The following is a 24,177-nucleotide window of genomic DNA, read 5'->3' on the forward strand; positions in this document are numbered from 1 at the left end:
GGCCCCGCCAAGGGTCAGCGGACCGGCTGGCCGATGGGCCGTGCGGAGCCCTGCTGGACCGCCCGGCCATCCGCGAGGCTGAGGACGGTCCGGTCGCCGAGCGCCCGGTCGAGCCGCACGTCGACCGTGCGGATGGCCCCGATGGCGGCGCAGGCGATGTCCTGGCCGGTGGGCTCACGCGGCACCTCGAGCACGGTGACGACCACCGCCCGGTCCGACTCGAACGCCTCGCCCCGGTAGTCGCCACCGCAGGCCCCCGGCTCGGCCGGCTTGCCGGTGAAGGTCAGCGTCAGGGTCCGGCCGCCACCACCCAGCTCGAACGACTCCACCCCCTGTCCGTCACCCGGCGCAGGCGACCAGTCCACCGGGGTCCTCACGAGTCCCGATGCCGGCAGCGCCACCCGGAGCAGCCTCACCGCCGTGCCCTCCAGCGAGAACCGCCACGCGGGCACCTGGACCTGGCCGGCCGAGGTGCGGACGTCCATGGTGGTCAGCTCCGCGCCGGTGACGCGCAGGTCGGTGCAGCCGCCACAGTCGGTCCGTCGCGCGGTCATCGCGGCCAGGGCGTCGCCCGCCGAGATGACGGTGCCGGAGACGCCGGCACCCGGACGGTTGAGGGACTTGCCCTTGCCGGGTGCGGCGGGAAGTGGCGCGGCCTGCACGAGGTGGCCGGTGAGCCAGGCCAGCTTGGCGTTCTCGCCGACCGCCGGCTCCCAGTCGGCGTCCTGCTGCTCCAGCTGCTCGCCGAGGTCGAGGGCGGGGGAGCCGCCACCTGCCTTCGCGTAGCGATCCGCCAGGTCGGCGGCCCGCTTCGCCCGGTCCGCGTGGTCCTGGGTCGGTGATGACGACCCGGGACCGGTCGGGTTGCTGCCGACGGACCCACAGGCGGTCAGCAGCGTGGCGGCCAGGGCGGTCGAGACCAGGGCGGGGGAGAGCCTGCGCATGACCGTGTGACGCCCGGGCGGGTGGATCGGTTGCGCCCTGCTCACGGTGTGCCCGCCTCAGTCGAGACGGGTGACCTCGAACTGGAGCCGGGGCTCGGCGATGGTGGCCTGCGACTGCACGAGCTGGAGCTCGCGCTCGCCGGACTCGAGGGTCGTCTGAAGCAGGTCGAAGACGCTGCTCGCCGTGCGGGCCAGGGCCAGCCCGGGGTCGCCGGTCTCGAGCAGGTGGGCGGTGAAGAGGGCTGCCGTGACGTCGCCCGAGCCGTTGGCCTTCATCGGCAGCCGGGGGGTCTGGACGATCCACGCCCCGTCGTCGGTCACGGCCATCATCTCGATCGTGCCCTGCGGGGCGTCGGGTCGCTCGACACTGGTCACCAGGACCGTCGAGGGACCCATCGCCCGGGCCAGCTCGACCGAGGCGAGGGTGTCCTCGATGCTGCGTGGCTCGGTGCCGGTGAGGAACCCCAGCTCGAACTGGTTGGGCGTGATCAGGTCGGCGGCCGGCACCACCCGCTCGCGCAGCAGGACCGGGATCGCCGGGTGCACGAAACAGCCGCTCTTGGCGTTGCCCATCACCGGGTCGCAGGCGTAGATGGCGGCCGGGTTGGCGGCCTTCACCCGGGCCACCGCGTCGAGGATGACGTCACCGATGTCCTCGCCGCCCTGGTAGCCGGACAGGACCGCGTCGACGCCCGGGAAGGCCCCGCGCTCCTCGACGCCCCGGATCACCGCGCGGACGTCGTCCGCGCGGAGCAGCGGGCCGCGCCACTCGCCGTACCCGGTGTGGTTGGAGAAGTGCACCGTGTGGACCGGCCACACCTCCACCCCGAGCCGCTGGAGCGGGAACACCGCGGCGCTGTTGCCGACGTGGCCGTACGCGACGGAGGACTGGATCGACAGGATGCTCACCCGCGCCATTCAACCAGTGCCACGCCGCCTGCTGGACGGGCGAGGAGCCGCGCGGCCACGCGGCATACCCTTGGGGCATGGCTGAGAACGACCGGGTGATCGACCCCGGCGCCGTCGAGCAGGTGGCCGCCGCGGCCCGCGCGGCACGCGTCGCCTCCCGCAGGCTGGCGCTGCTGTCGCGCGCCGACAAGGACGCTGCCCTCCATGCCCTCGCCGACGCCCTCGACGGCGCCGCAGACCGCATCGTCACCGCCAACGGCGACGACCTCGCCCGCGGGCGTGACTCCGGTATGCCGCAGGGCCTGCTCGACCGGCTCGCCCTGGACCCGCAGCGGGTCGCCGCCGCGGCGCAGGCGCTGCGCGACGTCGCCGCGCTGCCCGACCCCGTGGGCGAGGTGGTGCGGGGCTCGACCCTGGCCAACGGGCTGCAGATCCGTCAGGTGCGGGTGCCGATGGGCGTCGTGGGCATGGTCTACGAGGCGCGTCCCAACGTCACCGTCGACGCGGCCGGGCTGGGTCTGAAGTCCGGCAACGCGGTGATCCTGCGGGGCGGCTCGGCCGCCGAGTCGACCAACCGCGCGCTGGTCGACGTCATGCGTGCCGGGCTGGAGTCACAGGGCCTGCCCGCCGATGCCATCACGCTGCTCGAGGGCGGGCGCGAGGCCGTGCGCGCGCTGCTCACCGCCCGCGGGCTGGTCGACCTGATCATCCCTCGGGGCGGGGCCGGGCTGATCCAGACCGTCGTCACCGAGTCGACGGTGCCTGTCATCGAGACCGGCGTCGGCATCGTGCACGTCTACGTCGACGCAGCCGCCGACCTCGACAAGGCGCTCGCGATCACGGTCAACTCCAAGACCCACCGGCCGAGCGTCTGCAACGCCGCGGAGTCGCTGCTCGTGCACGAGGGCGTGGCCGCGGACTTCCTGCCCAAGGTGCTGGCCGAGCTGTCCGGTGCCGGGGTGGTGCTGCACACCGACCCGGCTGCCGGCGCGGCGGCCGAGGCTGCAGGGGTGCCGCACGAGACCGCCACCGACCAGGACTACGGCACCGAGTTCCTCGCGCTCGAGATGAGCGTGCGGGTCGTGCCCGACCTCGACGCGGCGCTCGAGCACATCCGGACCTTCAGCTCCGGCCACACCGAGGCGATCGTGACCGAGGACCGGGCCGCGGCACGGCGCTTCACCACCGAGGTGGACGCCGCCGCCGTGATGGTCAACGCGTCCACCCGGTTCACCGACGGTGGGGAGTTCGGGTTCGGCGCGGAGATCGGGATCTCCACGCAGAAGCTGCACGCGAGGGGCCCGATGGCGCTGCCCGAGCTGACCACCACGAAGTGGGTCGTCGAGGGCGATGGACAGGTGCGCTCCTGAGCCAGCCACGCCGCATACCGAGGGGCTGCCACGTCCGGCGCCACGAACTGGCAGGATGAGCGCCCGTGGAAGGCACTGAGTAGTTTGGAAGGCACTGAGGTCCGCAAGCTGGCCGCGCTCGAGGACGCCCACTGGTGGTACCGCGAGCGCCGGCACCTGCTGGCACGGATGATCGACGGGCTCCGCCCCGGCACCGCGCTCGACATCGGCGCCGCGGGTGGCGGCAACACCCGGGTGCTGCGCGCGCACGGCTGGTCCGTCAGCGCGCTCGAGTACGGCGCCGACGGTGCGGAGGTCGCCGCCGAGCGTGGGCTCGCCGTCGTGCGCGGTGACGCCACCGCGCTGCCGGTGGGGGACGCCAGCCTCGACCTCGTCGTCGCGTTCGACGTCCTGGAGCACATCGTCGACGACGACACCGCGGTCGCGGAGGTCCACCGGTCCCTGCGCCCGGACGGCATGTTCCTGATCGCCGTGCCCGCCGATCCCAGGCTGTGGTCGGAGCACGACGTCGCGGTCGACCACGTCCGCCGCTACACCCGCGCAACCCTGCGGGCGGTGCTCGAGCGCAACGGCTTCGAGGTGCTGTCGATGACGTCCTGGAACGTGCTGCTGCGCCCCGTCGTGGCACTGCGCCGCAAGAAAGCCAGCGGCTCCGACCTGGAGACGGTGCACCCCGTCGTCAACCTCGGGCTGCGCGCGATCGTGACGGTCGAGCGCTACCTGCCGGTGAAGGCTATGCCCGGGGTGACGTTGATGGTTCGGGCTCGTCCACGGCGGTGACCGGACCGGTCAGCGAGTCGTAGGCCACGAAGTAGGTGGGCCGCGCCTGCAGGTGGGCGTACATCCGTCCGACGTACTCGCCGAGGATCCCGACGCACAGCAGCTGGACGGCCCCCACGCCCGCGACGGCCACGACCGTCGACGTCCAACCGGGGAGGGTGTGGCCCAGCGCGCTGGCGACCAGCGCGTACGCCAGCAGCAGCAGCGCCGCAACCCCGCCCAGGAGCCCCAGCCAGGTGGCTGCGCGCAGGGGAGCGGTGGAGAAGCCGGTCACGCTGTCGAGCGAGAGCCGGATCATCTTGGACAGCGGGTACTTCGAGCTGCCGGCGGCCCGCTCGTCGCGGCGGTAGGTCACCGAGGTCGAGGGGAAGCCGAGCGCGGGCACCACGAAACGCAGTACCCGGTGGTGCTCGGGCAGGGAGTTGATGGCGTCGACGGTCGCGCGGGACATCAGCCGGTAGTCCCCGGCATCGACCTGCGCGTGCGTGCCGGAGAGCAGACGGATGACCCGGTAGAAGCCCTTCGCGCTGAGCCGCTTGAACGCGGAGTCGCTGGACCGGTCGGAACGCACGCCGTAGACGACGTCGGCACGCTGTGCACGGGCCTGGGCCAGCATCTCCGGGATCACCTCGGGCGGGTCCTGGAGATCGGCGTCGAGGGTGACCACGTAGTCACCGCGGGCGCTCGCCAGCCCGGCGGAGATGGCGGCCTGGTGGCCGGCATTGGCGCGCAGCCGGACGATCCGCAGCTGTGGCCAGTCGCGCATCAGGCGCTGCAGGACGGCGGGGGAGAGGTCGTCGCTGCCGTCGTCGACCGTGAGCACCTCGTAGGTGGTGCCGAGCCCGTCGGCCACCGGTCGCAGCCGGGCCACGAGCAACGGCAGGACGTCCTCCTCGTTGTACACGGGGATGACGATGCTGAGCTCGGGGGACATGCCCCAAGGTTACGGGGATCGATGGCCGGGGAGGTGGGACCTGGCACCCTTGCGGCCGAACGCTGGACGCCGCGCCCTGAACAAACGGGTGAGGGCCCCTCGAAGTATGAGTTCGAGGGGCCCTCGGGTGGTGATCCGACCCGGCCGCTGGCAGAACCAGCTGCTGGGTGGACCGCCGGTGCGGAGTCCGGCACCACCGAGGTGGTGCCCTGTCCGCTGCGGGTGTCGCGTCCACCGAGGTGGTCGCGGCTCCCACGTGTGGTGTCGGTGTCCCCCACCGAAGTGGGTGCGGTGTCAGCCACGGGTGCGGGTCCTGCTGTCACCGAGGTGACGGCACTTCCCACGGGTGCGGGTCCTGCTGTCACCGAGGTGACGGCACTTCCCACGATTGGTGCAGCTCCTGGGCCGGCGAACCGCCCCACGTGCTCCACCGGTCGACCGCCCACTCTCCCCGGCGGACCGGGTGTCGTGGCCACTGCGACGATGGCGCCTCCGAGTGCTCCGGCGAACCGGCGCACCATCGGCGATGCGATCTGGTCAACGGGCCCGGCATTCCTCCGCGGCGTCGCCCGCGGACCTGTCCGCCCGAAGGCTTCGAGGACCTCGTCCGAGCTAACCCGGTCGAGGCGGTCGTCCGTTATCCGGTTGACCTGTGCCCCTGCCTCGTGGCCGTCCCGAGTTTCCTCGTCTCGACCCTCCGACCGGAGCGCGTGAGAGATTTCTAGTGGCCCGATCCGTTGTGCCGCAATAGGTTTCGCGCACCTTTTTTCATCCACGGGTTTCCCACACGATTGTCCACACCCACCCGTGCGCAACCCACAGGTTGTGCACACCCCTGTGCACAACATCCGTGGACAGCGGGGACTTGCGCAGCCGGTCGGCGAGGGTCGTGGGGTGCAGCCCGCCGACGGGTAGGCTGTGCGCCATGTCGTCTGTCACCAGCCTGGTCGCCGCTGCCGAAGAGCACACCCGCGAGCTGCCGATGTCGCCCTACGCGTTCGGCGCGGTCGCGTTCGGCGCCTTCCTCCTCGGGCTCGCGGTGCTCTGGTTCTTCCGCGGCACCGCTCAGAAGATCGCCGCCGGCCACGGCCCGCACGGCAGCGACTACCAGGGCGAGGGCCAGGCGGCCCGCGAGGCCGGCTCCGACCACCACGGCGGCCACCACTGAGCATGCGTCTCGGGGTGATGGGCGGGACGTTCGACCCGATCCACCACGGCCACCTCGTCGCCGCCTCCGAGGTCCAGACCCGGTTCGGGCTCGATGAGGTCGTCTTCGTCCCCACCGGCCAGCCGTGGCAGAAGGACGAGCGCGAGGTCAGCCCGGCCGAGCACCGCTACCTCATGACGGTGGTCGCGACGGCGTCCAACCCGCGGTTCACCGTCAGCCGGGTCGACATCGACCGGCCCGGGCCCACCTTCACGATCGACACCCTGCGCGACCTGCGCGGTCAGCGCCCCGACGCCGAGCTGTTCTTCATCACCGGCGCCGATGCCCTGGCCCAGATCCTGTCGTGGAAGGATGCCGAGGAGCTGTTCGACCTCGCCCACTTCATCGGGGTGACCCGACCGGGATACGTGCTCTCCGAGAGTGGCCTGCCCGCCGACCGGGTGACCCTCCAGGAGGTGCCCGCGATGGCGATCAGCTCCACCGACTGCCGGGCGCGCGTCGAGCGCGCCGAACCCGTCTGGTACCTCGTGCCGGACGGCGTGGTCCAGTACGTCAACAAGTACCACCTGTATGCCGCCGACTCACCTGTCGGCGCCCCAGCACGACCGTAGGAGAGCAGTGCCCGCCACCGAACGATCCCTCGACCTGGCCAGGACGGCCGCCCGAGCCGCCGACGACAAGCTCGCCACCACCGTGGCCGGCATCGACGTCAGCGAGCAGCTCGCCCTCACCGACGTCTTCGTCATCGTGTCGGCCAGCACCGACCGGCAGGTCGGCGCCATCGTCGACGAGGTCGAGGACCAGCTCCGTGAGAGGGGCGCCAAGCCGATCCGCCGCGAGGGCGAGCGCGACGGCCGCTGGGTGCTGCTCGACTTCGGCGACATCGTGGTCCACGTCCAGCACGACGAGGAGCGGGAGTTCTACGAGCTCGAGCGGCTCTGGAAGGACTGCCCCGAGATCGACCTCGGAGTGCCCAAGCGCCGGGACGCATGAGCTCGGCCCGCCGCGTCCTGATCGTCCGCCACGGCGAGACCGACCACAACGCCGGAGGGGTCTGGCAGGGGCAGCTCGACACCCCGCTGAGCGAGCTCGGCGTGGAGCAGGCGCGCGCCGCAGGCCGGGCCATCGCGGCATACCGGCCCTCACGGGTGCTCGCCTCGGACCTGTCACGAGCCGCGGTGACCGCGCAACACGTCGCCGACGCGGCGGACGCGCCACTCACCCTCGACCCGCGCTGGCGCGAGATCCACGTCGGCCAGTGGCAGGGCCTGCACACCAGCGAGGTGCGCGAAGGGTATGCCGAGCTGTTGGCCGAGATGGACCGCTCCGACGTCCGTCGTGGCGTCGACGGCGAGACGCTGGCCGAGGTGGGCCGGCGGGCGGGGGAGTCGCTGCGCGAGGTGCTCGACGGCCTGGGTGCGGACGAGTGCGTGGTCGTCGTGGCCCACGGGGTGTCCTCGCGAGCGGCTGTCGCCGACCTCCTCGGGATCGACCAGCACCTGGCGACCCGGGCGCTGGCGACGATGGGCAACTGCCACTGGGTCGAGCTATCCGAGAGCCGCACCGGGTGGCAGATCCGACGCTGGAACGTTTCCGCCTGAGGCGTCGGTCACGCAGCCGCAGGCCGATTTGGTGAAACGGGTGGGTCACTGGGTAAACTTCCGCAGTCCCCTCCGGGGGGCATCCCCCTCGGGAGATCCGGGGCTGTGGCGCAGTTGGTAGCGCACTTCCATGGCATGGAAGGGGTCAGGGGTTCGAATCCCCTCAGCTCCACCGAGACGACGAAGGCCGGACGCGATCGCGTCCGGCCTTCGTCGTTCGTGGGTGACGCCCGGCCGACGTTCTGTTCAGCGTGCGACGATGCTGCGATGAGCGTGGGGTTCGACTACGACAACACCGGCGCGCGCCCCGCCGGGGCGGTCATGCGGGCGCTGTCGGCGCTGCTGCCGGGGGTGGGGGCGGTGCGCGAACAGACCGAGCCGTACGCCGCGGCCTGGCGCCGGTCCAACGACAAGGCCCTCGCAGCCGACGGACCCTTGTGGGTGGCGATCGGCGACTCGATGACCCAAGGGATCGGAGCCTCGGCGCCCGACCGGGGCTGGGTGGGCCAGCTCGCCGACCACCTGGCCGATGCGGGCCGACCGCACCGGGTGGTCAACCTCTCGGTGACGGGTGCGCGGGTGCAGGATGCGCTCGACCAGCAGCTACCGGCCCTGCGCGACCTCGTCGCGATGGGCCAGGTGCCCGACCTCGTCACCGTGGTCATCGGGTCCAACGACGTGGTGTCACCCCGGCTGCGCGCCGGGCTCACCGACCGGTTCACCCAGCTGCTCGACGGCCTCCCCGATGGCGCTGTCGTCGCCAACCTGCCCAACCCGCACCGGGAGGCCCGGCGGGTCAGCGCGCTGCTGCGCGAGCGGGAGCGGGAGGGGCGTCTCGTGGTCGCGGACATGCGGGCGCACGGCCCGCGCAGCTGGCGGGGCAAGCTCGCCGCCGACAAGTTCCACCCCAACGACGCCGGGTATGCCGGGATGGCCCGCGTCTTCGACCTTGCCCTCGGCCTCGAGGAGGTCCGGTGACGGAGGGCCTGGACCTCGCGGCATACCTCGACCGGGTGGGGATCGGCGGCGCACCGGCGCCGGACCTGGCGGCCCTGCAGCGCCTGCACGAGGCGCACGTGCGGACCTTCACCTTCGACAACATCGACGTGCTGCTCGAGCAGCACCCCGGCGTCGAGCTGGCCGACGTGCAGGCCAAGTTCGTCGGCCGTGGCCGAGGCGGCTACTGCTTCGAGCACGCGACGCTCTTCGCGGCGGTGCTCGACTCCCTCGGCTTCGACGTCGAGCGGCGGCTCGCGCGGGTCGGTGACGTGACGGCCGCGGCGCGCACGCACTGCGTGGTGACCGCTCGCATCGACGGGACACGGTGGTTGTGCGACCCGGGGTTCGGACACAGCCTCCTGCACCCGATTCGGCTGGAGGACGGTGCGGAGGAGGACTTCGGCGGGTGGAGCTTCCGGGTGTGCCGGCTGGACCGGGGTGCCAGTGGGGCGACCTGGGAGCTGCAGCGGCACCGCGACGGTGCCTGGGAGCTGATGCACACCACCGACGAGCTGCCCGTGCAGCAGGTCGACCTGCGAGCGGGCCACCACTTCACCAGCACCTACCCGACCTCGCACTTCCGGCACGGGCTGATGTTCACCCGGCACCTGCCCGGCCGGCACGTGGCGGTCACCCACGAAGGCGTCACGGTCCGACGCCCCGGTGAGCCGACGGAGCACCACGACCTGTCGGAGGGGGAGCTCGAGGCGCTGCTGACCGAGCTGCGGGTCGGGCTCACCGACGACGAGACCGAGCGGCTGCTCGCCGTGGTGGGGCAGCTGCGGACTCAGTCGCCGTAGGTCTCGCGCACCGTCGAGTCCCACCGCCAGTGGCCCTCGCGGTTGTCGTCGGTGCGGTGGCACGCGTGCAGGAAGTCCTGCCAGCCGTCGCCGGTGCGCCTCGCTGCGGGGAACAACCGGTTGAGCACGCGGTCGCAGACGCTGTCGTCGACCCGGAAGTCGAGTCCCTGCGCCGTCAGCACGTCCCAGGCGTGGGCCGCTCCCTCGACGATGCCCATCGCCGCGAAGCCGGAGGCGTCGGAGTTGCCGGCCGGGTGGTAGCCGAGGTGCCCCGGGGGAGCGGTACGCGTGACGGCGACCAGCAGGCCACCGGACGCGTCGACGCAGCGCACGATCGCGGCCGTCCCCTTGGCCGGGTCGGGCCAGACCAGGTTGGGCGGGGTGGTCGGCTGCCACTGGGGCGGGTCGACGAACGGGATGTACGCGTCGAGGTGCTCTTCGCGGCTGGACAGGTTGAGTGCGTAGGACGCGAAGTCGTCGATCAGGTGGGCCGCCGTGTCGCGGCAGTCCCAGGTCAGCCCGTGGGCGGGGCGGGTCCAGCCGTCGTCGGGCACCTCGGCGAAGCCGACCATGATCGCGTCGATGACGGTGCGGAGGTCGGCCGGCGTGGAGACGGGTGCGGTCATGCTGGCGAGCGTAGGCCGCAGGGACGACTCGGTGCCTCCCCGCGCCCGGGAAAGCGGCCAGGAGCCCGTTTCCACGCCGCATACGGGGTCTGCCGCCCGGCGAAGCGGGCGATTGGCCGAACGTGGGGCACGATCGCGACGGAATACACCCCCCAGGGGTATGGTTGCGCACTGACATGAGCCACCACGACATGACGACAGCACCTTCGCTGTGGCGGCAGGCCGTCAGCGCGACCCTGCACTGCCTCACCGGGTGTGCGATCGGCGAGGTCCTCGGCATGGTGATCGGCACGGCGCTCGGCTGGGGCAACCTCGCGACCGTCGTCCTCTCCATCGCGCTCGCGTTCGCGTTCGGCTACTCCCTCGCGATGCGCCCCGTCCTGCGGGCCGGCCTCGCCCTCCCGGCGGCGCTGGCGGTGGCCTTCGCCTCCGACACCGTCTCCATCTCGGTGATGGAGCTGGTCGACAACGCCTTCGTCGTCGCGATCCCTGGGGCGATGGACGCCGGACTCGCGAGCGGGCTGTTCTGGGGCACCCTCGTCGCGTCGCTGGCGATCGCGTTCGTGCTGACCGTGCCGGTGAACCGCTGGCTGATCGCGCGTGGCCGAGGTCACGCGGTGATGCACCAGTACCACCACTGACGGTCTGCCACGCTGGGCGCGTGCCCGACTCCGCCCTCGCCAGCCTGGCTGCCGTCGCGCTCGTGGCACCGGTGAATTGGTGGTCCGTCGCCGTCCGTGGCCGCCGCCGCGAGTGGGTGTCCAAGCCGCTCGTCCTCGGTCTGCTGCTGGTCACGGCGTGGCGCTGCGGTGCGAACGACACCACAGCGGGGACGTGGTTGCTCGTGGCGCTGGCCCTGAGCCTGGTCGGTGACGTCGCGTTGCTGTCGGACAGCCAGCCGCGCTTCGTCGCGGGACTGGGGAGCTTCCTGCTGGCGCACCTCGCGTTCGTGGTGGCCTTCGCCCACCTGGGTATGCCGCGTGGCGACCTCGCCCTCGTCGGCCTCGTGCTCGTCGCGGGCCTGGCCGCGACCGTCGGTCGCCTCGTCGTCCCCGCCGCCCGGCAGGAAGGTGGCGCGGTCCTGGGAGCCGCCGTGGCGGGATACATGGGGGTGATCGGGGCGATGGTGGTCGCGGCCTGGGCCACCGGGCACCCGCTGGTGGCGCTCGGAGCGTCCGTCTTCATGGTGAGCGACGCGGTGCTGGCGCTCGACCGGTTCGTGCGCGAGCGGCGGTTCGGCTCGCTCGCCGTGATGGTGACCTACCACCTCGCCCAGGTGCTCCTCGTGCTGGGAGTGCTGACCGCCTGACCCGGGTGAAAGAGTGGAGGCAGACCGCCCCCTGAGGATCGGAGCCCTGTGAGCACTGCGGATGCCGTCGTCGTCGGCGCCGGACCCAACGGCCTCGTCGCCGCCAACGCCCTGGCCGACGCGGGGTGGGACGTCGTCCTGGTCGAGGCCAACGACGAGGTCGGCGGTGCGGTGCGCAGCGCCGAGGTGACGGCGCCGGGATATGTCACTGACCTGTTCAGCGCGTTCTACCCCCTGGCCGCCGCGAGCCCGATCATCCGCGACCTGCACCTCGAGGAGCACGGCCTGGCCTGGCGGCGTGCGCCGCACGTGCTGGCCCACGCGCTCGACGACGGCAGCGCGGCCCTGCTCTGCGACCGGGCCGAGGACACCGCCGCCGGCCTCGACGCCGAGGCCCCCGGCGACGGCGACGCCTGGCTCGAGCTGGTCCGTGGCTGGGACCGGATTCGCGACCCGTTGCTCGACGCGCTGTTCACGCCGTTCCCGCCGGTGGCCTCCGGAGCCCGTATGGTGCGCCGGCTCGGGGCCGCCGACACGCTCGACTTCGCGCGGCTCGCCGTCACCCCGGTGCGCCGACTCGCCGCCGAACGTTTCCGGGGCCGGGGTGCGGGACTGCTGCTCACCGGCAACGCCCTGCACAGCGACGTGCCACCGGACGCGGCCGGCAGCGGGATGTTCGGGTGGCTGCTCTGCATGCTCGGGCAGGACGTCGGCTTCCCGGTGCCCGAGGGTGGCGCAGGTGAGCTGGCCGGCGCCTTGCGTCGCCGCGCGGAGGCCAAGGGAGTGCGCGTCGTCACGGGGGCGCTGGTGACCCAGGTCGTCACGACGGCCGGTCGAGCCACTGGCGTCCGCCTCGCCGACGGGACCAGCATCTCGGCCAGCCGCGCCGTGCTGGCCGACGTGCCGGCACCGGCGCTCTACCAGGACCTGCTCGCCGACCACCCGCTGCCGGCGCGGTTGCGCCGAGACCTGACCCGGTTCCAGTGGGACAGCGCGACGATCAAGGTCAACTGGGCCCTCGACCGGCCCGTCCCGTGGTCGGCGGACGAAGCCCGCGGCGCCGGCACGGTGCACCTCGGCGTCGACACCGACGGGTTCGTCGACTTCGCGGCCGACCTGTCGGTGGGGCGTACGCCCGAGCGGCCGTTCCTCCTGTTCGGCCAGATGACGACGTCGGATCCCACCCGTTCGCCTGCCGGCACCGAGTCGGCCTGGGCCTACACGCACGCGCCCCACGACTCCGACTGGACGGGCGAGCGGCTGGCGCGCCACGTGGAGCGGATGGAGGAGGCGATCGAGCGCGTGGCCCCCGGGTTCCGCGACAGCCAGGTCGCCCGGCACGTCCAGTCTCCTGGCGACCTGGAGTCGCAGGACCGCAGCCTGGTCGGCGGAGCCCTCAACGCCGGCACGTCCGGCATCCACCAGCAGCTGGTGTTCCGCCCCACCCCAGGGCTGGGGCGCCCCGAGACTCCGGTCGGAGGGCTCTACCTGGCGAGTGCCTCGGCGCACCCCGGAGGCGGGGTGCACGGTGCCTGTGGGTGGAATGCGGCGCGAGCCGCCTTGGGCGCGAACGGCCGCCTCACCGGCGGGGCCCGCCGCCTGCTGGCCCGCACCGCGTGGGACCGGCTGCTGCGCGACTAGCCGGTCGGATCGCTCACGCGCTCACGGTGCCGGCCCTCGGCGAGGTAGGCGAGTCGACGCAAGGACTCGACGTTGCGCGGCCCGATGGCGAGCTGCCGCACCGGGCGGGGGACGAGCGCACCAGGACCCGCGACAGCGTCCTCGGCGATGGACACGGTGCACGACTCGCCACCCTCCGGCGTCACGGTGATGACGACCTCGGCCTCGCCGGCCGGCCAGCCGCGGGCGCGCAGCACGAGCTCGGTGGGTCCGCTGCTGCGCAGCACGTGGGTGGTGTCGCTGATGACGGCGGGCCAGATGCCGAACGAGTGGTGGATGCGCGCTCCCGGCGCCGGCCAGGTCTCGTCCACCCCGCGCACGCGGGAGGCGCCGACCACCCAGGTGGCGTAGACCCACCCGTCGGCCAGGACGGCCCACACCGCCTGTGCGGGCGCGTCGACGGGACGGCTGACGGTGACGACGCCTGCTCCGAGCTCAGCCATGATCAGTCCTTTCCAGTGGTGTGGCCAGTGGCGTGGCGGATGGCGAGGGCTCCGGCTCCGGCGCCGACCGCCGCGACGGGGCGCAGCCAGTGTCGCCCCCACCGCCCGTGGACCGCCTCACCGGCGCGCTGTGGCGCGAGGACGTTGCCGGGGGAGTCGTCCACCTCGTGCCGGCCGATGCCGCCGGCTCGCATGAGCGGCGTGACGATGCGGTCGAATACCCCCGGGAAGACCTGGAAGCCGGTGACCACCAGGTGGTTTGCGACTCCGACAGAGCTCTCCCTGCGAGGCCGGGCCAGCGCCCGGACGACGACCCTCGCGACCTTCTCGGGGGGATCGACGGGCGGAGGCGGGCGACCGTGCCTGCGCAGGTAGGTGCCGGCCTGGAGGTACACCGGGGTGTCCACCCCGCCGGGCCAGACCAGGCTGATGTCCACGCCCGGGGTCTGCCGGGCCTCGATCTGGAGGGTGCGGACGAGGCCGTGGACGCCCCACTTCGCCGTCACGTACGAGGACATGTACGGCGTGCTGATCTTGCCGAGCAGCGACCCGAGGACGACCAGGCTGCCGCCGCCCCCGTCGAAGGCGGTCAGGGCGCAGCGGGCCACGTTGGCGGTGCCGGTCAGGGTGGTGTGCAGGGCTGCGTCGAACACGTCCCTTGGCACGTCCTCGAACCGTCCGTAGGCGAGGACGGCCGCCGAGTGCACGACGCCGTCGATCCGCCCGAACCGCGCCGTACCGACCCGGAACGCCGCCTCGACCGACCGGGCGTCGCCCACATCGGCTGCTGCCACGAGCGCCTCGGCACCGGCTGCCGCACACTCGGCGCGCACCTGCTCGAGCACGTCTTCCGAGCGGGACACCAGGACGAGTCGGGCACCCTGCCGGGCGAGGCGCAGCGCCGTCGCCCGACCGATGCCGCTGGAGGCGCCAGTGACCAGCACCACCTTGCCGGTGAAGGCCTTCGAGCGCCTGCCGTGCCTTGGAGTCTTCACGGCTGGAGGACGACCTTGACGCAGGCGTCGTCCTTGGCCTGGAAGATCTCGTAGCCGTGCGGAGCCTCGGCGAGCGGGAGCACGTGGGTCGCGAGGTCCTCGGTCCCCAACGGGTCGGAGGAGTCGAGGACGAGGGGGAGGATCTCGTCGATCCACCGCTTGACGTGGCACTGTCCCATCCGCATCGTGATTCCCCGGTCGAACATCTCCATCATCGGCATCGGGTCGATCTCGCCGCCGTAGACCCCGCTGATCGACACGGTGCCACCGCGTCGCACCGCCTTGACGGCGGTGTGCAGCGCGTCGAGCCGGTCGATCGCCATCCTGTCGATCAACGGCTTGGCCAGGGCGTCGGGGAGCAGGCCGACCGCAGCCTGCGCGGTCTTCGCGGCGGGGGAGCCGTGCGCCTCCATGCCGACCGCCTCGACGACCCCGTCCGGGCCCCGACCGCCGGTCAGCTCGATGAGGGTCTCCGCGACGTCGTCCACCTCACGCAGGTCGAGCGTCTCGATGCCGTGGGCGGCGGCCAGGGCCAGCCGTTCCGGCACCAGGTCGACGCCGATGACGCGGCCGGCGCCGAGCTGCCGCCCGATCCGCGCCGCAAACTGTCCCACCGGCCCGAGCCCGATGACGGCCAGGGTGCCGCCGTCGGGCACGTCGGCGAACTTCACGCCCTGCCACGCGGTCGGAAGGATGTCGGACAGGTAGAGGAACCGCTGGTCCGAGTGCTCGTCCGGCACGGGGATCGGTCCGAACTGGGCCTGCGGCACACGGAGGTACTCCGCCTGCCCACCCGGGACCGCGCCATACAGGCTGGTGTAGCCGAACAACGTGGCACCCTTGCCCTGCTCGCGCACCTGGGTCGTCTCGCACTGCGCGTAGAGGCCGCGCTCGCACATCCAGCAGTGCCCGCACGAGATGTTGAAAGGAATGACGACGCGGTCCCCGGGCTTGATGTGGGTGACCTCCGGACCCACCTCCTCGACGATCCCCATGGGCTCGTGGCCGAGGATGTCGCCGGGCGTGAGGTAGGGGCCGAGGACCTCGTAGAGGTGCAGGTCCGACCCGCAGATCGCCGTGGACGTCACTTTGATGATCGCGTCGTTGGGCTTCTCGATGCGCGGGTCGGGGACCTCCTCGACGCGCACGTCGCGCTTGCCCTGCCAGGTCAGTGCCTTCATCGCGGGTCCTCTCGTCGGGTGCCGCCGGACGGTGCCGGTGGGGATGGCTCATCCAGCCCCTGCCCGATGCCACCGGTCGCAAACCTCGGTACGCCGTTGCTATCCATGACCATCCCTGTCCGGGCAGACCAGATCGAGCAGTGCCTCGGCGTCGTGGGGAGCGTGCCCGCGGGCGTCGTTGTCGAAGTACACGTGGACCTGGAGCCCGTCGTCCGCCCACCGCCGCACCCGACTTGCCCACCTCCCCAACGCGGCCGTCGAGTAACCGCTCGCGTAGAGCTCGGTGTCGCCGTGCAGACGGACGTAGACCAGGCGCGAGGTGATGACGTCGAAGGTGGGCCAGGTGCCAGCACTGTCGGAGATGACCATGGCAACGTCGTTGTCCTCCAACAGCTTTCGGGCATCGGGGGCGTGGAAGCTCTCGTGCCGTGGTTCGAGGGCGTGCTGGATCGGGGTGCTCGCGACCGGGGTGGTCAGCGCTCGTCCCTCGGGGAGCTTGTCGTCGTGCCCGCGGGCGAGCTCCGCCGCCTGCTCCGAGGTCCTCGGGAGCTGTGCGAAGAAGCTGCTGAGGAGGTCGGCATCAAAGGGCAGGCTGGCCGGCAGCTGCCACAGCACCGGTCCCAGCTTGTCGCCGAGAGCCAGGACGCCCGAGGCGAAGAAGTTGGCGAGAGGGGTGCTCACGTCGGCCAGCCGGCGCATGTGCGTGATGAAGCGTCCGCCCTTGACGGCGAAGACGAAGTCGTCAGGCACCTCCTGCGCCCACGTCGCGTAGCTGCTGGGCCGCTGGAGGGAGTAGAACGAGCCGTTGAGCTCGACCGCGTTCAGCCGGTGCGACAGATGGCTGAGCTCGTCACGCTGGCGCAGGCCGCGAGGGTAGAAGTCGCCGCGCCACGACGCGTAGCGCCACCCCGACGTGCCCACCCTCACGATGGCTCGAGAGCTCCCGGCGGCACCGTGGTCGACCGCCCGATCTGCGCGACGAGCTCGTCCAGGGACTGGAACTCGCGGTGCCGGGGCGCGGTGGCCAGGAGCCACAACAGGTGGCTGGGAGCGTGTCGCTGGATGAGCGTCGCGGCGAGGTGGTCGTGCGCGGCCGGGAAGGCTGTCGGACCCAGGTAGGTCGCCAGGTCGTCGGCCCACGCGGGCGGCGACTGGCCGTCGTGGTGAGCGGGGGAGGTGGTCGGTGCGGTCATGGTGGCTCCTCGGGGACGGCGCACCCGGCCTGCACCCTGGTGCCTCGAACGACTCTTTTCCCCGACCACCCGCATTCAAACGGTTCTCGGGGTCGAGGACGCGCCACCCGTCCCACGCTGTTGGAGACGAGCGACGCGCCTCATGGCAGCCCTACCCATCGGCGTTGGCGGGAAACGGACACGGTCTGTCGCCCCACGTCGCCGGGCCGGCTCGCAGCAGGCCAGGGCTCAGGTCCTGACCCGCCAGCGCCCGGCACCCTCGTCCAGCTCCGCCAGTCCTCGCGCTGCGAACTCCGAGAGCCATCCCTCCATCGGGAACCAGCCCCACCTGTCGTGAAACAGGTTGGCATTGCGGACGATCGAGTGCAGGTGTGCGATCGGGGGCACCTGGCTGGCGTGGTGTTGGTGGTATGCCGCGGCGCCGCCGACCCAGAGCAGCTCACCCGATGCAGCGGCGAGCCGCTGGCCGAAGTCGGTGTCCTCGCCGCCGTAGCCGGTAAAGGCCTCGTCGAACCCGTTCAGGACGGTCCAGTCTCGGGCTGTCACCGCGAAGGAGAGCGACCAGAAGAGCCGCACGTCGCCCCTCAGGTCGCCGTCGGGGGAGGGACCGGCCGGGCCGGGTGTGGTTGGGCCAGCTCGGCCACAGCAGGTGTCCGGTAGTCGGCCGGGTGCGGCACGGGCGGCAGGTAGCGCACCTCGCCGCAAGCCACCACCGGTGCCGAGCCGGCCCGCTCCGCCAGCGTCCCGGCATACCGCTTCACCAGGGTCGGCGACGGGATGCAGTCCACGTCGAGGAAGACGAGGACGTCGGCGCCGGCCTCGATGGCCGCTCGGGCGCCGGCATTGCGCGCAGCGGCGAGCGGGAGCTCGGCGACGTCCGCGTCGAGATCGACGACGAGGGCCGCCGGGTGCTGCTCATGCGCCACCGTGGCGACTTCCGCGTCGCCCATCGCCACCACCACGCAGGAGTCTGGCGCGCGGGTCTGGGCGGCCAGGCCCCACGCCTGCCCACGCAGGTGCTCGTGCCGGCCGTGGGCGATCGTCACGACGGCGGTGCGGGGGGCGGTCATGCTGGCAGCGGGCTCGGCAGCCCGACGGTGCGCAGGTGCGCGGCCGCGACGGCCGCTCCGTGGCCGGTCGACCACTGAGCCCACCCCGCGCCGCCGCGCGAGATCGCCCGCTCCAAGAGGTCGGGCCACTCGTCCGCCGACGGCCAGGCCGAGAGGCCCACGGCGATCTGCCGGGACTCCACGGCTCGGGCGGTCGCCACCTGCTCGTCGAACGGACGTGGTTGGGCCACGACGACGGCGGGGCGACGCGCCGCTGCCACCTCGGCCACGGCGTTCTGGCCCCCGTGCGTCACCACCACGTCGGCGGACGCCAGCGCCTCCCAGATCGATCCGTCCCCAGGGACGCCGGGCACGCGTTCGACCCAGGTCCACGTCGGGGTCGCTGCCCTGGCAGCGTCGACATCGGCGGCCGTGGTGGTGCGTCCTCCGGCCCCCCAGAGCACGAGCACCGTGCGGCCGTGGGTGCTCGGCGGCACGACGGGTGGCGAGGGCGACAGGTGGTCGAACCGTGAGATGCCGCCGACGAACCACGTCTTCGCGGTCCACGCGGACGGCCAGTCGCGGTCGTGGGTGCCGCGCGGCCACGGTGCCAGCAGTGCCTCGGCCGAGTCGTAGGCGAGCTGGTGGGTGCGGTCGAGCCGGGCACCCGGAAGGGCGACGACGACGGTCGGCACCCCGCAGAGGCGAGCCAGCACGGCCACCTCGACCGACACGTCCACGACCAGGGCGCGGGGGTGCTCCTCGACCACCCAGTTGGCGAGCTGAGCCGAGCGTCGGGCCAGGCCCAGGTGCCCACGGGGCGCCCAGTGCAGCACGCCGTGCGCCGTCGGGTCGCCGTCCGCGGAGAGCGCGGCCGGGTCGGGGTCGTCGTCCCGGGCGAGCTGGGTCCACCCGCCGGTCCAGGCGGCCGGGGCGGGAGTCGAGCTCAGTCCCCAGACGTCCTCGTTCATCGCGCCCGCGATGGCCTGCAGACGGGTGAGGTGGCCGGCACCGTGGTGGTGGGCGTAGTAGCCGATCACGCGGCGCGCCCCAGGGTGGGTGAGAGACGCGTGTAGTGGTCCAGGTAGGCCTCGACCATCGTGTCGAGCGAGCAGCTCGTGCGTGCGTGCTCACGACAGCGACGCCGGTCCAGTGCGCAGACCCGCTCCACCTCGCGGGCGGCCGCGTCGACGTCACCCGGCCGGACCAGCACGCCGCAGTCCGGCGCGACGAACTCCGCCAGGCCACCACGGTCGTAACCGACCACCGGGGTGCCGCAGGACAGGGACTCGGCCGCCACCAACCCGTAGGGCTCGTCCCACTCCGGGGTGACCACGAGCGCAGCGCTGCGCCCGAGGAGAGTGGTCAGGGCGGGCACGTCGAGGTGGCCCAGGTAGTCCACGGTGGGGCCGAGCAGCGGTTCGACCTGCGCCCGGAAGTACGCCGGGTCACCGATGGGACCGGCGAGCCGGATCCTGCGCCCGCTGACGAGGGCGATGCGGATCGCCTCGTGCGGAGCCTTCTCCGGCACGATCCGCCCCACCCACACGAGGTCGTCGCCACCCGGACCCGGCGTCCAGACCGAGGTGTCGACGCCGTTGTGCACCACCTCTGCCCGGGTCACGTGCGACCACTGCCGCGCGGTGTGGTGGCTCACCGCGACGAAGCGGCTGCGGGTCTGGTCCATCAGGGAGATCGCCGGTTCGAGCCATGGTGTGGGAGGGGTGTGCAGGGTGGTCAGCATGGGCGCCCGGCAGGACTGGGCCAGCGCGAGGGGCAGGAAGTGCAGGCTGTTGTTGTGGATCACGTCGACGTCTGCGCGGTCGCGCAGCTCGAGCATGACCTGCAGGTAGGCGTGGTGCTCGCGCAGCCACGGCTCCGGGGGCATCGAGACGTCGGCCCGGGCGAGGGTGCTGAGCTCGAGCGGGCGGACCTCCAGCTCGCGCGCACCCAGGGCAGGGTCGCTGCCCGGACCCGCGAACAGCGTCACGTCGACCCCTCGCTCGCGCAGGCCACGGACCAGTGCCCAGGTGAGGGACTCGAGACCGCCCGCAAAGGGTTGCCGCAGCGGGTGCCTGGCCGCGGCGAGGATCACGACGTGCATGCGAGCCTCCGGTCCAGGGCCGCGGCGTAGACGTGCTCGTGCGCCGCCGCCAGCAGACGTCGTTCGGTATGGCGCGTGCCGAGCGAGGCGCGCGGCGCCGTCCCGCCCGTGCGCCAGTTGGCGTAGGCGGTGCGGACCGCAGTCACCAGCGACGCCGTGCGCTCGGGTCCGTCCGCGGCGTACGTCAGGCAGGGACGCTGTTCGGCGTAGAAGCCGCAGTCCGGCGCCGCCGCCCAGGTGCCGAGGTCGTGACACGCCTCGAGCCAGCCCGAGTGGGTGCCGAACTGGTAGGGGAGCACCGAGACGTCGAGGTCCTGGAGGTACCCCCACAGCTCGTCGTCCGAGAAGTAGTCGTGGACCTGCAGCTCGAGGGCGCCATCGCCCTCCAGCGAGCGCAGGTGCTGGGCGAACGCGGCGTCGTGCCGCGGATACCCCTCCGTCATCACGTCGGTGTGGGCGTCCACGCGAAGGCGGGCACCCGGCATACCGGGCAACGCATCGACGATCGCGTCGACCAGGGGGATGGGATCCATGTTGGCGCGCAGGCTCTTGGCGTGCAGCCCGATCATGAACTCGTCGTGGGTCGTGCGGGGACGACGCACCCACGCGTCGGGCACGACCTGCGGGTGACGCAGCACGGTCGCCTCCCGGCCCCAGCGGGCCCGGATCGTCGCTGCGGCGCCCGGCGTGAGGGTGATCAGGGCGTCGGCAGCGTCGACGAGCACCGCGAGCTGCGCGTCGTGGAGGTCCGGCGCGTCGTGGTGCGGGTTGCGCAGGTCGTGCACGGTGAGCACCAGCGGCTTGTCGTGACGGCGGAGCGCGGCGACGAGGTCGCGCAGGTCGTCGACCGAAAGGGCGTCGAACCCGAAGTGCACGTGCAGGACGTCGAAGTCGGGCGCGTGCTCGTCGACCCACGCAGCGGTGAGCATCCGCGGAGGCCACCAGGGTGAGTCCGCTGAGTCACCGGACGGCGGGTCGGGCAGCCGCACCACCGTGCTGGTGTCGGGGGTCGGCGGGGAGAGGTGGCGGACGTAGACGTGACCGGCAGGGACAGAGGCGATGACGAGGCTCAAGGCTGACCTTTGGGAGCGAGCATCGAGCACACGTGGTGCACCCGACGGGGGCAGCTGGCACGTGTTTTGACCGGCTCTGGACTTCTCTTCCCGTCAAGGTAGCCCCTGCCGGTGACACTGGCACCCCTGGTGGGACGCCTGGGGCTCAGCCCAGCGACTCGCGGTGGCTGTCGTTGATCCTGGTGGCCAGCGCGGACAGCTTGGTGTTGGTGCGGCTCGAGGCGCTCTTGAGGATCTCGAAGGCCTCTTCGTCGCCCACCTTGTGGGCAGCCATCAACAGCCCGACCGCCTTGCCGATCTCACGGTTGCTCTGCAACCCGCGCCGCAGGTTGTCGGCCGTGGCCTGGCGCTCGGCGGCGGCGAGGGCCACCGAGGTGAACGCCGCCAGGACGGCGCCGACGTCCATCGACTCCTGGGTGAGCCCGCCCGGTGTGTCCGAGAAGACGTTGAACGCGGCCCGGTTGTCCAGCCCGTCCATCAGCTGGTAGCCGAGCATGCTGCGCACCGGCGTGTGTCGGATCGTCAGCTCGGCCAGCTTCGGCCACTGGGTGCCGTCCGTGATGTCGGCATCGTGCTGCACGGAGTCCTGCTCGATGCTGTCGAGGCACGGTCCCTCCTGGGCCTGCGACTCGAGCCGGTCCATCAGCGCGGCGACCTCGTCGGTGGACGCACGTGTGCGGAGCTGCTCGTGGGAGTCGAGGCTGGAGATGCACGCGTGGTCGGCGCCGGGGATCAGCTCCACGGCGGTGCGACAGATCTCCGCCAGCACGTCATCCGTGCCGTTCCCGGCATACACGAGCTTGGCCAGGGCGGCGAACGCCTCGCTGGCTTCTCGGGGGACTGGGGTCTGCATCCGGCCAGTATGGCCCGGATCCGTGACATTCGTGGCGGACCCTCCCGGCTCGGACCTCTCGGCCGCCCCGGACCCGGGTCCGTCCTGCTCGGGGCTCACGTCCGGTCCGACCCGCTGACCGAGAACTCGATCGGCTTGCACACCCCGCCGTTCGACTTCTCGGCGGAGCAGGCGGTGAGGCCCACGTGCAGGTCCATCTCGGCGCGCACGACGAACCGGTCGCCGGCGACGGAGGTCGGTGGGTCGATGTGCAGCTCGCCGCCGGGCTCTGGCCAGACGTTCATGAAGATGTTGAGGGTCGTCCCGATCTGGTCGGCCGTCACCCCGAACGGCTCGAGCCCGGTCGCGAGGTTCTCCAGGCAGCTCGGGTGGTAGGCACTCTCGAACTCGGGGTAGAGCAGGTCGAAGGTGTCCTGGCTGCACGGTGTCAGGAGGAAGTCGTGGCGACCGCAGCTGTCGTCCACGACCGTCAGCATGGGGCGGCTGCGGTTGCTGTAGAGGGTGTGGCCGGTGGTCAGGTAGATGGTGTTCGCGTAGTCGATGGTGCGCCCGCTGGACAGCCTCTCGTCGTGGTCGTCGGCTGCGAAACAGAACAGGTCGCTCACCTGGCCGCCCTGCGGGTCCACGACGGTGAGCACCTGGTCCTTGCGGAGCAGGAACCCCGTCCCGGTCTGGGGCGCCAGGGTGGTGGGTTCGGTCGTCATGGTGCTTCCTCCTCGGTCTCGGAGTCGCTCTTGGAGTCGCTCTCGGAGTCGGTCTGCGGCTTGGTCTCCGGGTCGGCCTCGAACGTGACTGGAGCCTCCCAGCCCGAGGGCACCACCCGCCCGCTGTACTGCCGTGCTTCGGAGCCGCGCCCGTGGTCCTCGACCATGGGGTTCAGCGATCCCTGCAGCTCGGTGTCCCTGCGCCTGATGGTGTCGCGCATGCGGTCGAAGCGGTCCGAGGCGCGGAGCTCCTCGAACTGCTCGTGCAGGTTGAACACCAGCGTGGGCAGGGGCGTGCGACGGGCGATGCGCGAGGCGTGCGGGTGCAGCCCCACGACGAAGAACGCGGTGCCTCCCACGCTGAACGCGAAGTGCGGGCTGCCCGGGTCGTCCGAGACCCGCGGGTCCCACGGCTGGTGGTCCACCTCGTGGAGCTGCTCGAGCTGTCGCCAGAGCAGCTCCTCGAACTCCGCCTCGTCCGCGACGTCGGCAGCGCGGAACACCGCGACCAGCGAGGCGAACCCGCCGGCCCGGTCGGTGTCTCGACCGAACCGGGTCAGTGCCTCGACCAGGGTCGTGGTGCTCTCTTCGGTCGCCAGCCGCTCCAGGACGACGACGGTGGCGCGCTCGCGGTTAAAGACCGAACGGGCTCCCAGGCAGGGGTAGTCGGGGTGCAGCACCATCGCCGCCAGCCCGTCGGCGATCGCGTCGGGCGGGGTGCTCGCGTCGTGGGAGTGGGCGAGGTCAGCCAAGAGCTCGGGAAGCTCCTGCACCTCGTCGGCAGGTTGGGTCACGCCTCAGGACACCACCGCGTCGACGGCCTTCTTGAGCGCGCTGGGCTGCGCGGGCGAACGCGGCGCCTTCTGCTTCGCGGCCAGCAGCTGCTCCCCGAGGTCGCGCAGCTGGGTGCGGCCGAGGCCGTCGCGGACCTTGGGGAACCAGTCCTGCTCCTCCTCGTCCATGTGGTGCCGAACGTTCTCGATCAGCACCGTCGTCTTGGCCTCGAACCGCTCGTCACCCGGCTTGAGCGCGGCGAGCTCCATGACGAGGACGTCCGCCACGTGGTGTTCCTCGTAGGACTCGAGCACGTCGTCCTCGAGGTCGGGCAGCAGCCGCCGGACCTCGGGGTACATCACCTCGTTCTCGATGTAGGTGTGCACCGTGAGCAGCTCGATGACCTTCTTCACGATCGTGCCCTTGCGGGCCTTGGTCGTCGTGGACTTCTCGAACTCGCGGAACAGCGCGCGGACCTCTTTGTGGTCCGCCTTGAGGATGACGATGGCGTCGCTGGACATGGTGTGCTCCTGGGAGTGAGGGGGTCCGGGCGGGCGCGTGGCCCGGGGTGCCTCGGCCGTACCCTGCACCGGCGCGCGCAAACCCGCGGACCCCTGCGGTACCGTGTGACCCATGGCACGGTCGCTGCTTCTTACCGAGCCGCGTTGACGCGACGGACCCCAGGTCC

General features: G+C 72.1%; 29 protein-coding genes and 1 tRNA gene. 12 read left to right on the plus strand and 18 right to left on the minus strand.

Annotation, left to right across the window (positions count from 1 at the left end; all coding sequences use genetic code 11):
* Positions 1–14 precede the first annotated feature (14 nt).
* Together BLQ34_RS02590 and pdxY are read right to left on the minus strand one after the other, a co-directional pair.
* Complete coding sequence (locus tag BLQ34_RS02590; protein ID WP_157692862.1) at positions 15–989, minus strand: hypothetical protein; 975 nt, start codon at positions 987–989, stop codon at positions 15–17.
* A 12-nt stretch (positions 990–1,001) separates the two neighbouring features.
* Positions 1,002–1,853 (minus strand): pyridoxal kinase PdxY, encoded by an 852-nt coding sequence (gene pdxY / locus BLQ34_RS02595; protein WP_091789139.1) that lies wholly within the window; start codon positions 1,851–1,853, stop codon positions 1,002–1,004.
* Positions 1,854–1,930: 77 nt separating this feature from the next.
* On the opposite strand from pdxY, the gene BLQ34_RS02600 reads away from it, so the two are divergent.
* Both BLQ34_RS02600 and BLQ34_RS02605 read left to right on the plus strand, forming a co-directional pair.
* Complete coding sequence (locus tag BLQ34_RS02600) at positions 1,931–3,223, plus strand: glutamate-5-semialdehyde dehydrogenase (protein ID WP_091781091.1); 1,293 nt, start codon at positions 1,931–1,933, stop codon at positions 3,221–3,223.
* Between the two features lie 84 nt (positions 3,224–3,307).
* The gene (locus tag BLQ34_RS02605) at positions 3,308–4,003 is read left to right on the plus strand and encodes a class I SAM-dependent methyltransferase (RefSeq protein WP_091781094.1); all 696 of its coding nucleotides are present in this window, start codon (positions 3,308–3,310) and stop codon (positions 4,001–4,003) included.
* Here the strand turns inward: BLQ34_RS02605 and BLQ34_RS02610 are convergent.
* The gene (locus tag BLQ34_RS02610; protein WP_091781097.1) at positions 3,957–4,937 is read right to left on the minus strand and encodes a glycosyltransferase family 2 protein; all 981 of its coding nucleotides are present in this window, start codon (positions 4,935–4,937) and stop codon (positions 3,957–3,959) included. The genes BLQ34_RS02605 and BLQ34_RS02610 overlap by 47 nt on opposite strands.
* 925 nt (positions 4,938–5,862) lie before the next feature.
* Between BLQ34_RS02610 and BLQ34_RS02615 the strand changes: the two genes are divergently transcribed.
* The 7 genes from BLQ34_RS02615 to BLQ34_RS02645 all read left to right on the plus strand — a co-directional run bounded on the left by BLQ34_RS02615 (position 5,863) and on the right by BLQ34_RS02645 (position 9,505).
* Positions 5,863–6,105, plus strand: a complete 243-nt coding sequence (locus BLQ34_RS02615; RefSeq protein ID WP_091781100.1) for a hypothetical protein — start codon at positions 5,863–5,865, stop codon at positions 6,103–6,105.
* Between the two features lie 2 nt (positions 6,106–6,107).
* Positions 6,108–6,716 (plus strand): nicotinate-nucleotide adenylyltransferase, encoded by a 609-nt coding sequence (gene nadD, locus BLQ34_RS02620; protein ID WP_091781103.1) that lies wholly within the window; start codon positions 6,108–6,110, stop codon positions 6,714–6,716.
* Between the two features lie 7 nt (positions 6,717–6,723).
* Positions 6,724–7,098 (plus strand): ribosome silencing factor, encoded by a 375-nt coding sequence (gene rsfS, locus BLQ34_RS02625; protein WP_091781106.1) that lies wholly within the window; start codon positions 6,724–6,726, stop codon positions 7,096–7,098.
* Entirely contained in the window at positions 7,095–7,706 is a 612-nt protein-coding gene (locus tag BLQ34_RS02630) for a histidine phosphatase family protein (RefSeq protein ID WP_091781109.1), read from the plus strand. The genes rsfS and BLQ34_RS02630 overlap by 4 nt, the downstream gene beginning before the upstream one ends.
* Positions 7,707–7,805: 99 nt before the next feature.
* A tRNA-Ala gene (locus tag BLQ34_RS02635) sits at positions 7,806–7,878 on the plus strand.
* Positions 7,879–7,973: 95 nt separating this feature from the next.
* Entirely contained in the window at positions 7,974–8,684 is a 711-nt protein-coding gene (locus BLQ34_RS02640) for an SGNH/GDSL hydrolase family protein (protein WP_157692863.1), read from the plus strand.
* The gene (locus BLQ34_RS02645) at positions 8,681–9,505 is read left to right on the plus strand and encodes an arylamine N-acetyltransferase family protein (RefSeq protein ID WP_091781115.1); all 825 of its coding nucleotides are present in this window, start codon (positions 8,681–8,683) and stop codon (positions 9,503–9,505) included. Before BLQ34_RS02640 ends, BLQ34_RS02645 begins: the two co-directional genes overlap by 4 nt.
* Here the strand turns inward: BLQ34_RS02645 and BLQ34_RS02650 are convergent.
* On the minus strand, positions 9,493–10,131 hold the full coding sequence (locus BLQ34_RS02650; RefSeq protein ID WP_091781118.1) for a maleylpyruvate isomerase mycothiol-dependent enzyme family protein: 639 nt from the start codon (positions 10,129–10,131) through the stop codon (positions 9,493–9,495). The two genes, BLQ34_RS02645 and BLQ34_RS02650, sit on opposite strands and share 13 nt — an antisense overlap.
* Before the next feature lie 176 nt (positions 10,132–10,307).
* Here BLQ34_RS02650 and BLQ34_RS02655 point away from each other — a divergent pair, with 176 nt between their 5' ends.
* From BLQ34_RS02655 to BLQ34_RS02665, 3 genes are read left to right on the plus strand one after another with little or no spacing between them, the layout of a single operon-like run.
* On the plus strand, positions 10,308–10,772 hold the full coding sequence (locus tag BLQ34_RS02655) for a DUF4396 domain-containing protein (RefSeq protein ID WP_231961410.1): 465 nt from the start codon (positions 10,308–10,310) through the stop codon (positions 10,770–10,772).
* Positions 10,773–10,792: 20 nt separating this feature from the next.
* Complete coding sequence (locus BLQ34_RS02660) at positions 10,793–11,440, plus strand: lysoplasmalogenase (protein WP_157692864.1); 648 nt, start codon at positions 10,793–10,795, stop codon at positions 11,438–11,440.
* 48 nt (positions 11,441–11,488) lie between these two features.
* Complete coding sequence (locus BLQ34_RS02665) at positions 11,489–13,081, plus strand: phytoene desaturase family protein (RefSeq protein WP_091781121.1); 1,593 nt, start codon at positions 11,489–11,491, stop codon at positions 13,079–13,081.
* Here BLQ34_RS02665 and BLQ34_RS02670 read toward each other — a convergent pair.
* The 14 genes from BLQ34_RS02670 to BLQ34_RS02730 all read right to left on the minus strand — a co-directional run bounded on the left by BLQ34_RS02670 (position 13,078) and on the right by BLQ34_RS02730 (position 24,010).
* A complete protein-coding gene (locus BLQ34_RS02670) occupies positions 13,078–13,563 on the minus strand; it encodes an SRPBCC family protein (RefSeq protein ID WP_091781124.1) in 486 nt (161 codons plus the stop codon). The genes BLQ34_RS02665 and BLQ34_RS02670 overlap by 4 nt on opposite strands.
* 2 nt (positions 13,564–13,565) lie before the next feature.
* Positions 13,566–14,558 carry an SDR family NAD(P)-dependent oxidoreductase gene (locus BLQ34_RS02675; protein WP_091781127.1) on the minus strand — a complete coding sequence of 331 codons (993 nt, stop codon included), beginning with the start codon at positions 14,556–14,558 and terminating at the stop codon, positions 13,566–13,568.
* Entirely contained in the window at positions 14,555–15,739 is a 1,185-nt protein-coding gene (locus BLQ34_RS02680; RefSeq protein ID WP_091781130.1) for a zinc-dependent alcohol dehydrogenase, read from the minus strand. The genes BLQ34_RS02675 and BLQ34_RS02680 overlap by 4 nt, the downstream gene beginning before the upstream one ends.
* Before the next feature lie 99 nt (positions 15,740–15,838).
* The gene (locus BLQ34_RS02685) at positions 15,839–16,666 is read right to left on the minus strand and encodes a DUF72 domain-containing protein (RefSeq protein ID WP_231961411.1); all 828 of its coding nucleotides are present in this window, start codon (positions 16,664–16,666) and stop codon (positions 15,839–15,841) included.
* Positions 16,663–16,932: a DUF2795 domain-containing protein gene (locus BLQ34_RS02690; RefSeq protein ID WP_091781135.1), complete on the minus strand. Its 270-nt coding sequence runs from the start codon at positions 16,930–16,932 to the stop codon at positions 16,663–16,665. The genes BLQ34_RS02685 and BLQ34_RS02690 overlap by 4 nt, the downstream gene beginning before the upstream one ends.
* Positions 16,933–17,160: 228 nt before the next feature.
* On the minus strand, positions 17,161–17,508 hold the full coding sequence (locus BLQ34_RS19075; protein WP_197674760.1) for a glycosyltransferase family 2 protein: 348 nt from the start codon (positions 17,506–17,508) through the stop codon (positions 17,161–17,163).
* Between the two features lie 8 nt (positions 17,509–17,516).
* Positions 17,517–18,002 carry a glycosyltransferase family 2 protein gene (locus tag BLQ34_RS19080; protein WP_197674879.1) on the minus strand — a complete coding sequence of 162 codons (486 nt, stop codon included), beginning with the start codon at positions 18,000–18,002 and terminating at the stop codon, positions 17,517–17,519.
* Positions 17,999–19,021, minus strand: a complete 1,023-nt coding sequence (locus BLQ34_RS02700) for a glycosyltransferase (protein ID WP_091781137.1) — start codon at positions 19,019–19,021, stop codon at positions 17,999–18,001. The genes BLQ34_RS19080 and BLQ34_RS02700 overlap by 4 nt, the downstream gene beginning before the upstream one ends.
* Positions 19,018–20,085: a glycosyltransferase family 4 protein gene (locus tag BLQ34_RS02705; protein ID WP_091781140.1), complete on the minus strand. Its 1,068-nt coding sequence runs from the start codon at positions 20,083–20,085 to the stop codon at positions 19,018–19,020. Before BLQ34_RS02705 ends, BLQ34_RS02700 begins: the two co-directional genes overlap by 4 nt.
* Positions 20,073–21,158, minus strand: coding sequence for a glycosyltransferase family 4 protein (locus BLQ34_RS02710; RefSeq protein ID WP_091781143.1), 1,086 nt, complete (start codon positions 21,156–21,158; stop codon positions 20,073–20,075). The genes BLQ34_RS02705 and BLQ34_RS02710 overlap by 13 nt, the downstream gene beginning before the upstream one ends.
* A 145-nt stretch (positions 21,159–21,303) precedes the next feature.
* A complete protein-coding gene (locus BLQ34_RS02715) occupies positions 21,304–22,011 on the minus strand; it encodes a GAF and ANTAR domain-containing protein (protein WP_091781146.1) in 708 nt (235 codons plus the stop codon).
* A 95-nt stretch (positions 22,012–22,106) separates the two neighbouring features.
* Positions 22,107–22,715 carry a DUF1989 domain-containing protein gene (locus tag BLQ34_RS02720; protein WP_091781149.1) on the minus strand — a complete coding sequence of 203 codons (609 nt, stop codon included), beginning with the start codon at positions 22,713–22,715 and terminating at the stop codon, positions 22,107–22,109.
* Positions 22,712–23,509, minus strand: a complete 798-nt coding sequence (gene gntA, locus BLQ34_RS02725) for a guanitoxin biosynthesis heme-dependent pre-guanitoxin N-hydroxylase GntA (protein ID WP_197674761.1) — start codon at positions 23,507–23,509, stop codon at positions 22,712–22,714. Before gntA ends, BLQ34_RS02720 begins: the two co-directional genes overlap by 4 nt.
* A gap of 3 nt (positions 23,510–23,512) precedes the next feature.
* On the minus strand, positions 23,513–24,010 hold the full coding sequence (locus BLQ34_RS02730) for a hemerythrin domain-containing protein (protein WP_091781152.1): 498 nt from the start codon (positions 24,008–24,010) through the stop codon (positions 23,513–23,515).
* Positions 24,011–24,177 lie beyond the last annotated feature (167 nt).

It is taken from the genome of Pedococcus dokdonensis (genome assembly GCF_900104525.1).
GTDB classification, from domain to species: domain Bacteria; phylum Actinomycetota; class Actinomycetes; order Actinomycetales; family Dermatophilaceae; genus Pedococcus; species Pedococcus dokdonensis.

What these genes read in the sequence shown, in the direction of transcription:
- BLQ34_RS02610 (WP_091781097.1), bottom strand. Translation starts at nt 4,937, where the DNA reads ATGTCCCCCGAGCTCAGCATCGTCATCCCCGTGTACAACGAGGAGGAC.
- BLQ34_RS02615 (WP_091781100.1), top strand. Translation starts at nt 5,863, where the DNA reads ATGTCGTCTGTCACCAGCCTGGTCGCCGCTGCCGAAGAGCACACCCGC.
- BLQ34_RS02705 (WP_091781140.1), bottom strand. Translation starts at nt 20,085, where the DNA reads ATGCACGTCGTGATCCTCGCCGCGGCCAGGCACCCGCTGCGGCAACCC.
- BLQ34_RS02690 (WP_091781135.1), bottom strand. Translation starts at nt 16,932, where the DNA reads ATGACCGCACCGACCACCTCCCCCGCTCACCACGACGGCCAGTCGCCG.
- nadD (WP_091781103.1), top strand. Translation starts at nt 6,108, where the DNA reads ATGCGTCTCGGGGTGATGGGCGGGACGTTCGACCCGATCCACCACGGC.
- BLQ34_RS02630 (WP_091781109.1), top strand. Translation starts at nt 7,095, where the DNA reads ATGAGCTCGGCCCGCCGCGTCCTGATCGTCCGCCACGGCGAGACCGAC.
- BLQ34_RS02680 (WP_091781130.1), bottom strand. Translation starts at nt 15,739, where the DNA reads ATGAAGGCACTGACCTGGCAGGGCAAGCGCGACGTGCGCGTCGAGGAG.
- BLQ34_RS02720 (WP_091781149.1), bottom strand. Translation starts at nt 22,715, where the DNA reads ATGACGACCGAACCCACCACCCTGGCGCCCCAGACCGGGACGGGGTTC.
- BLQ34_RS02640 (WP_157692863.1), top strand. Translation starts at nt 7,974, where the DNA reads ATGAGCGTGGGGTTCGACTACGACAACACCGGCGCGCGCCCCGCCGGG.
- BLQ34_RS02650 (WP_091781118.1), bottom strand. Translation starts at nt 10,131, where the DNA reads ATGACCGCACCCGTCTCCACGCCGGCCGACCTCCGCACCGTCATCGAC.
- BLQ34_RS02600 (WP_091781091.1), top strand. Translation starts at nt 1,931, where the DNA reads ATGGCTGAGAACGACCGGGTGATCGACCCCGGCGCCGTCGAGCAGGTG.
- BLQ34_RS02730 (WP_091781152.1), bottom strand. Translation starts at nt 24,010, where the DNA reads ATGTCCAGCGACGCCATCGTCATCCTCAAGGCGGACCACAAAGAGGTC.
- BLQ34_RS02655 (WP_231961410.1), top strand. Translation starts at nt 10,308, where the DNA reads ATGAGCCACCACGACATGACGACAGCACCTTCGCTGTGGCGGCAGGCC.
- BLQ34_RS02715 (WP_091781146.1), bottom strand. Translation starts at nt 22,011, where the DNA reads ATGCAGACCCCAGTCCCCCGAGAAGCCAGCGAGGCGTTCGCCGCCCTG.
- BLQ34_RS19080 (WP_197674879.1), bottom strand. Translation starts at nt 18,002, where the DNA reads ATGACCGCCCCCCGCACCGCCGTCGTGACGATCGCCCACGGCCGGCAC.
- BLQ34_RS02670 (WP_091781124.1), bottom strand. Translation starts at nt 13,563, where the DNA reads ATGGCTGAGCTCGGAGCAGGCGTCGTCACCGTCAGCCGTCCCGTCGAC.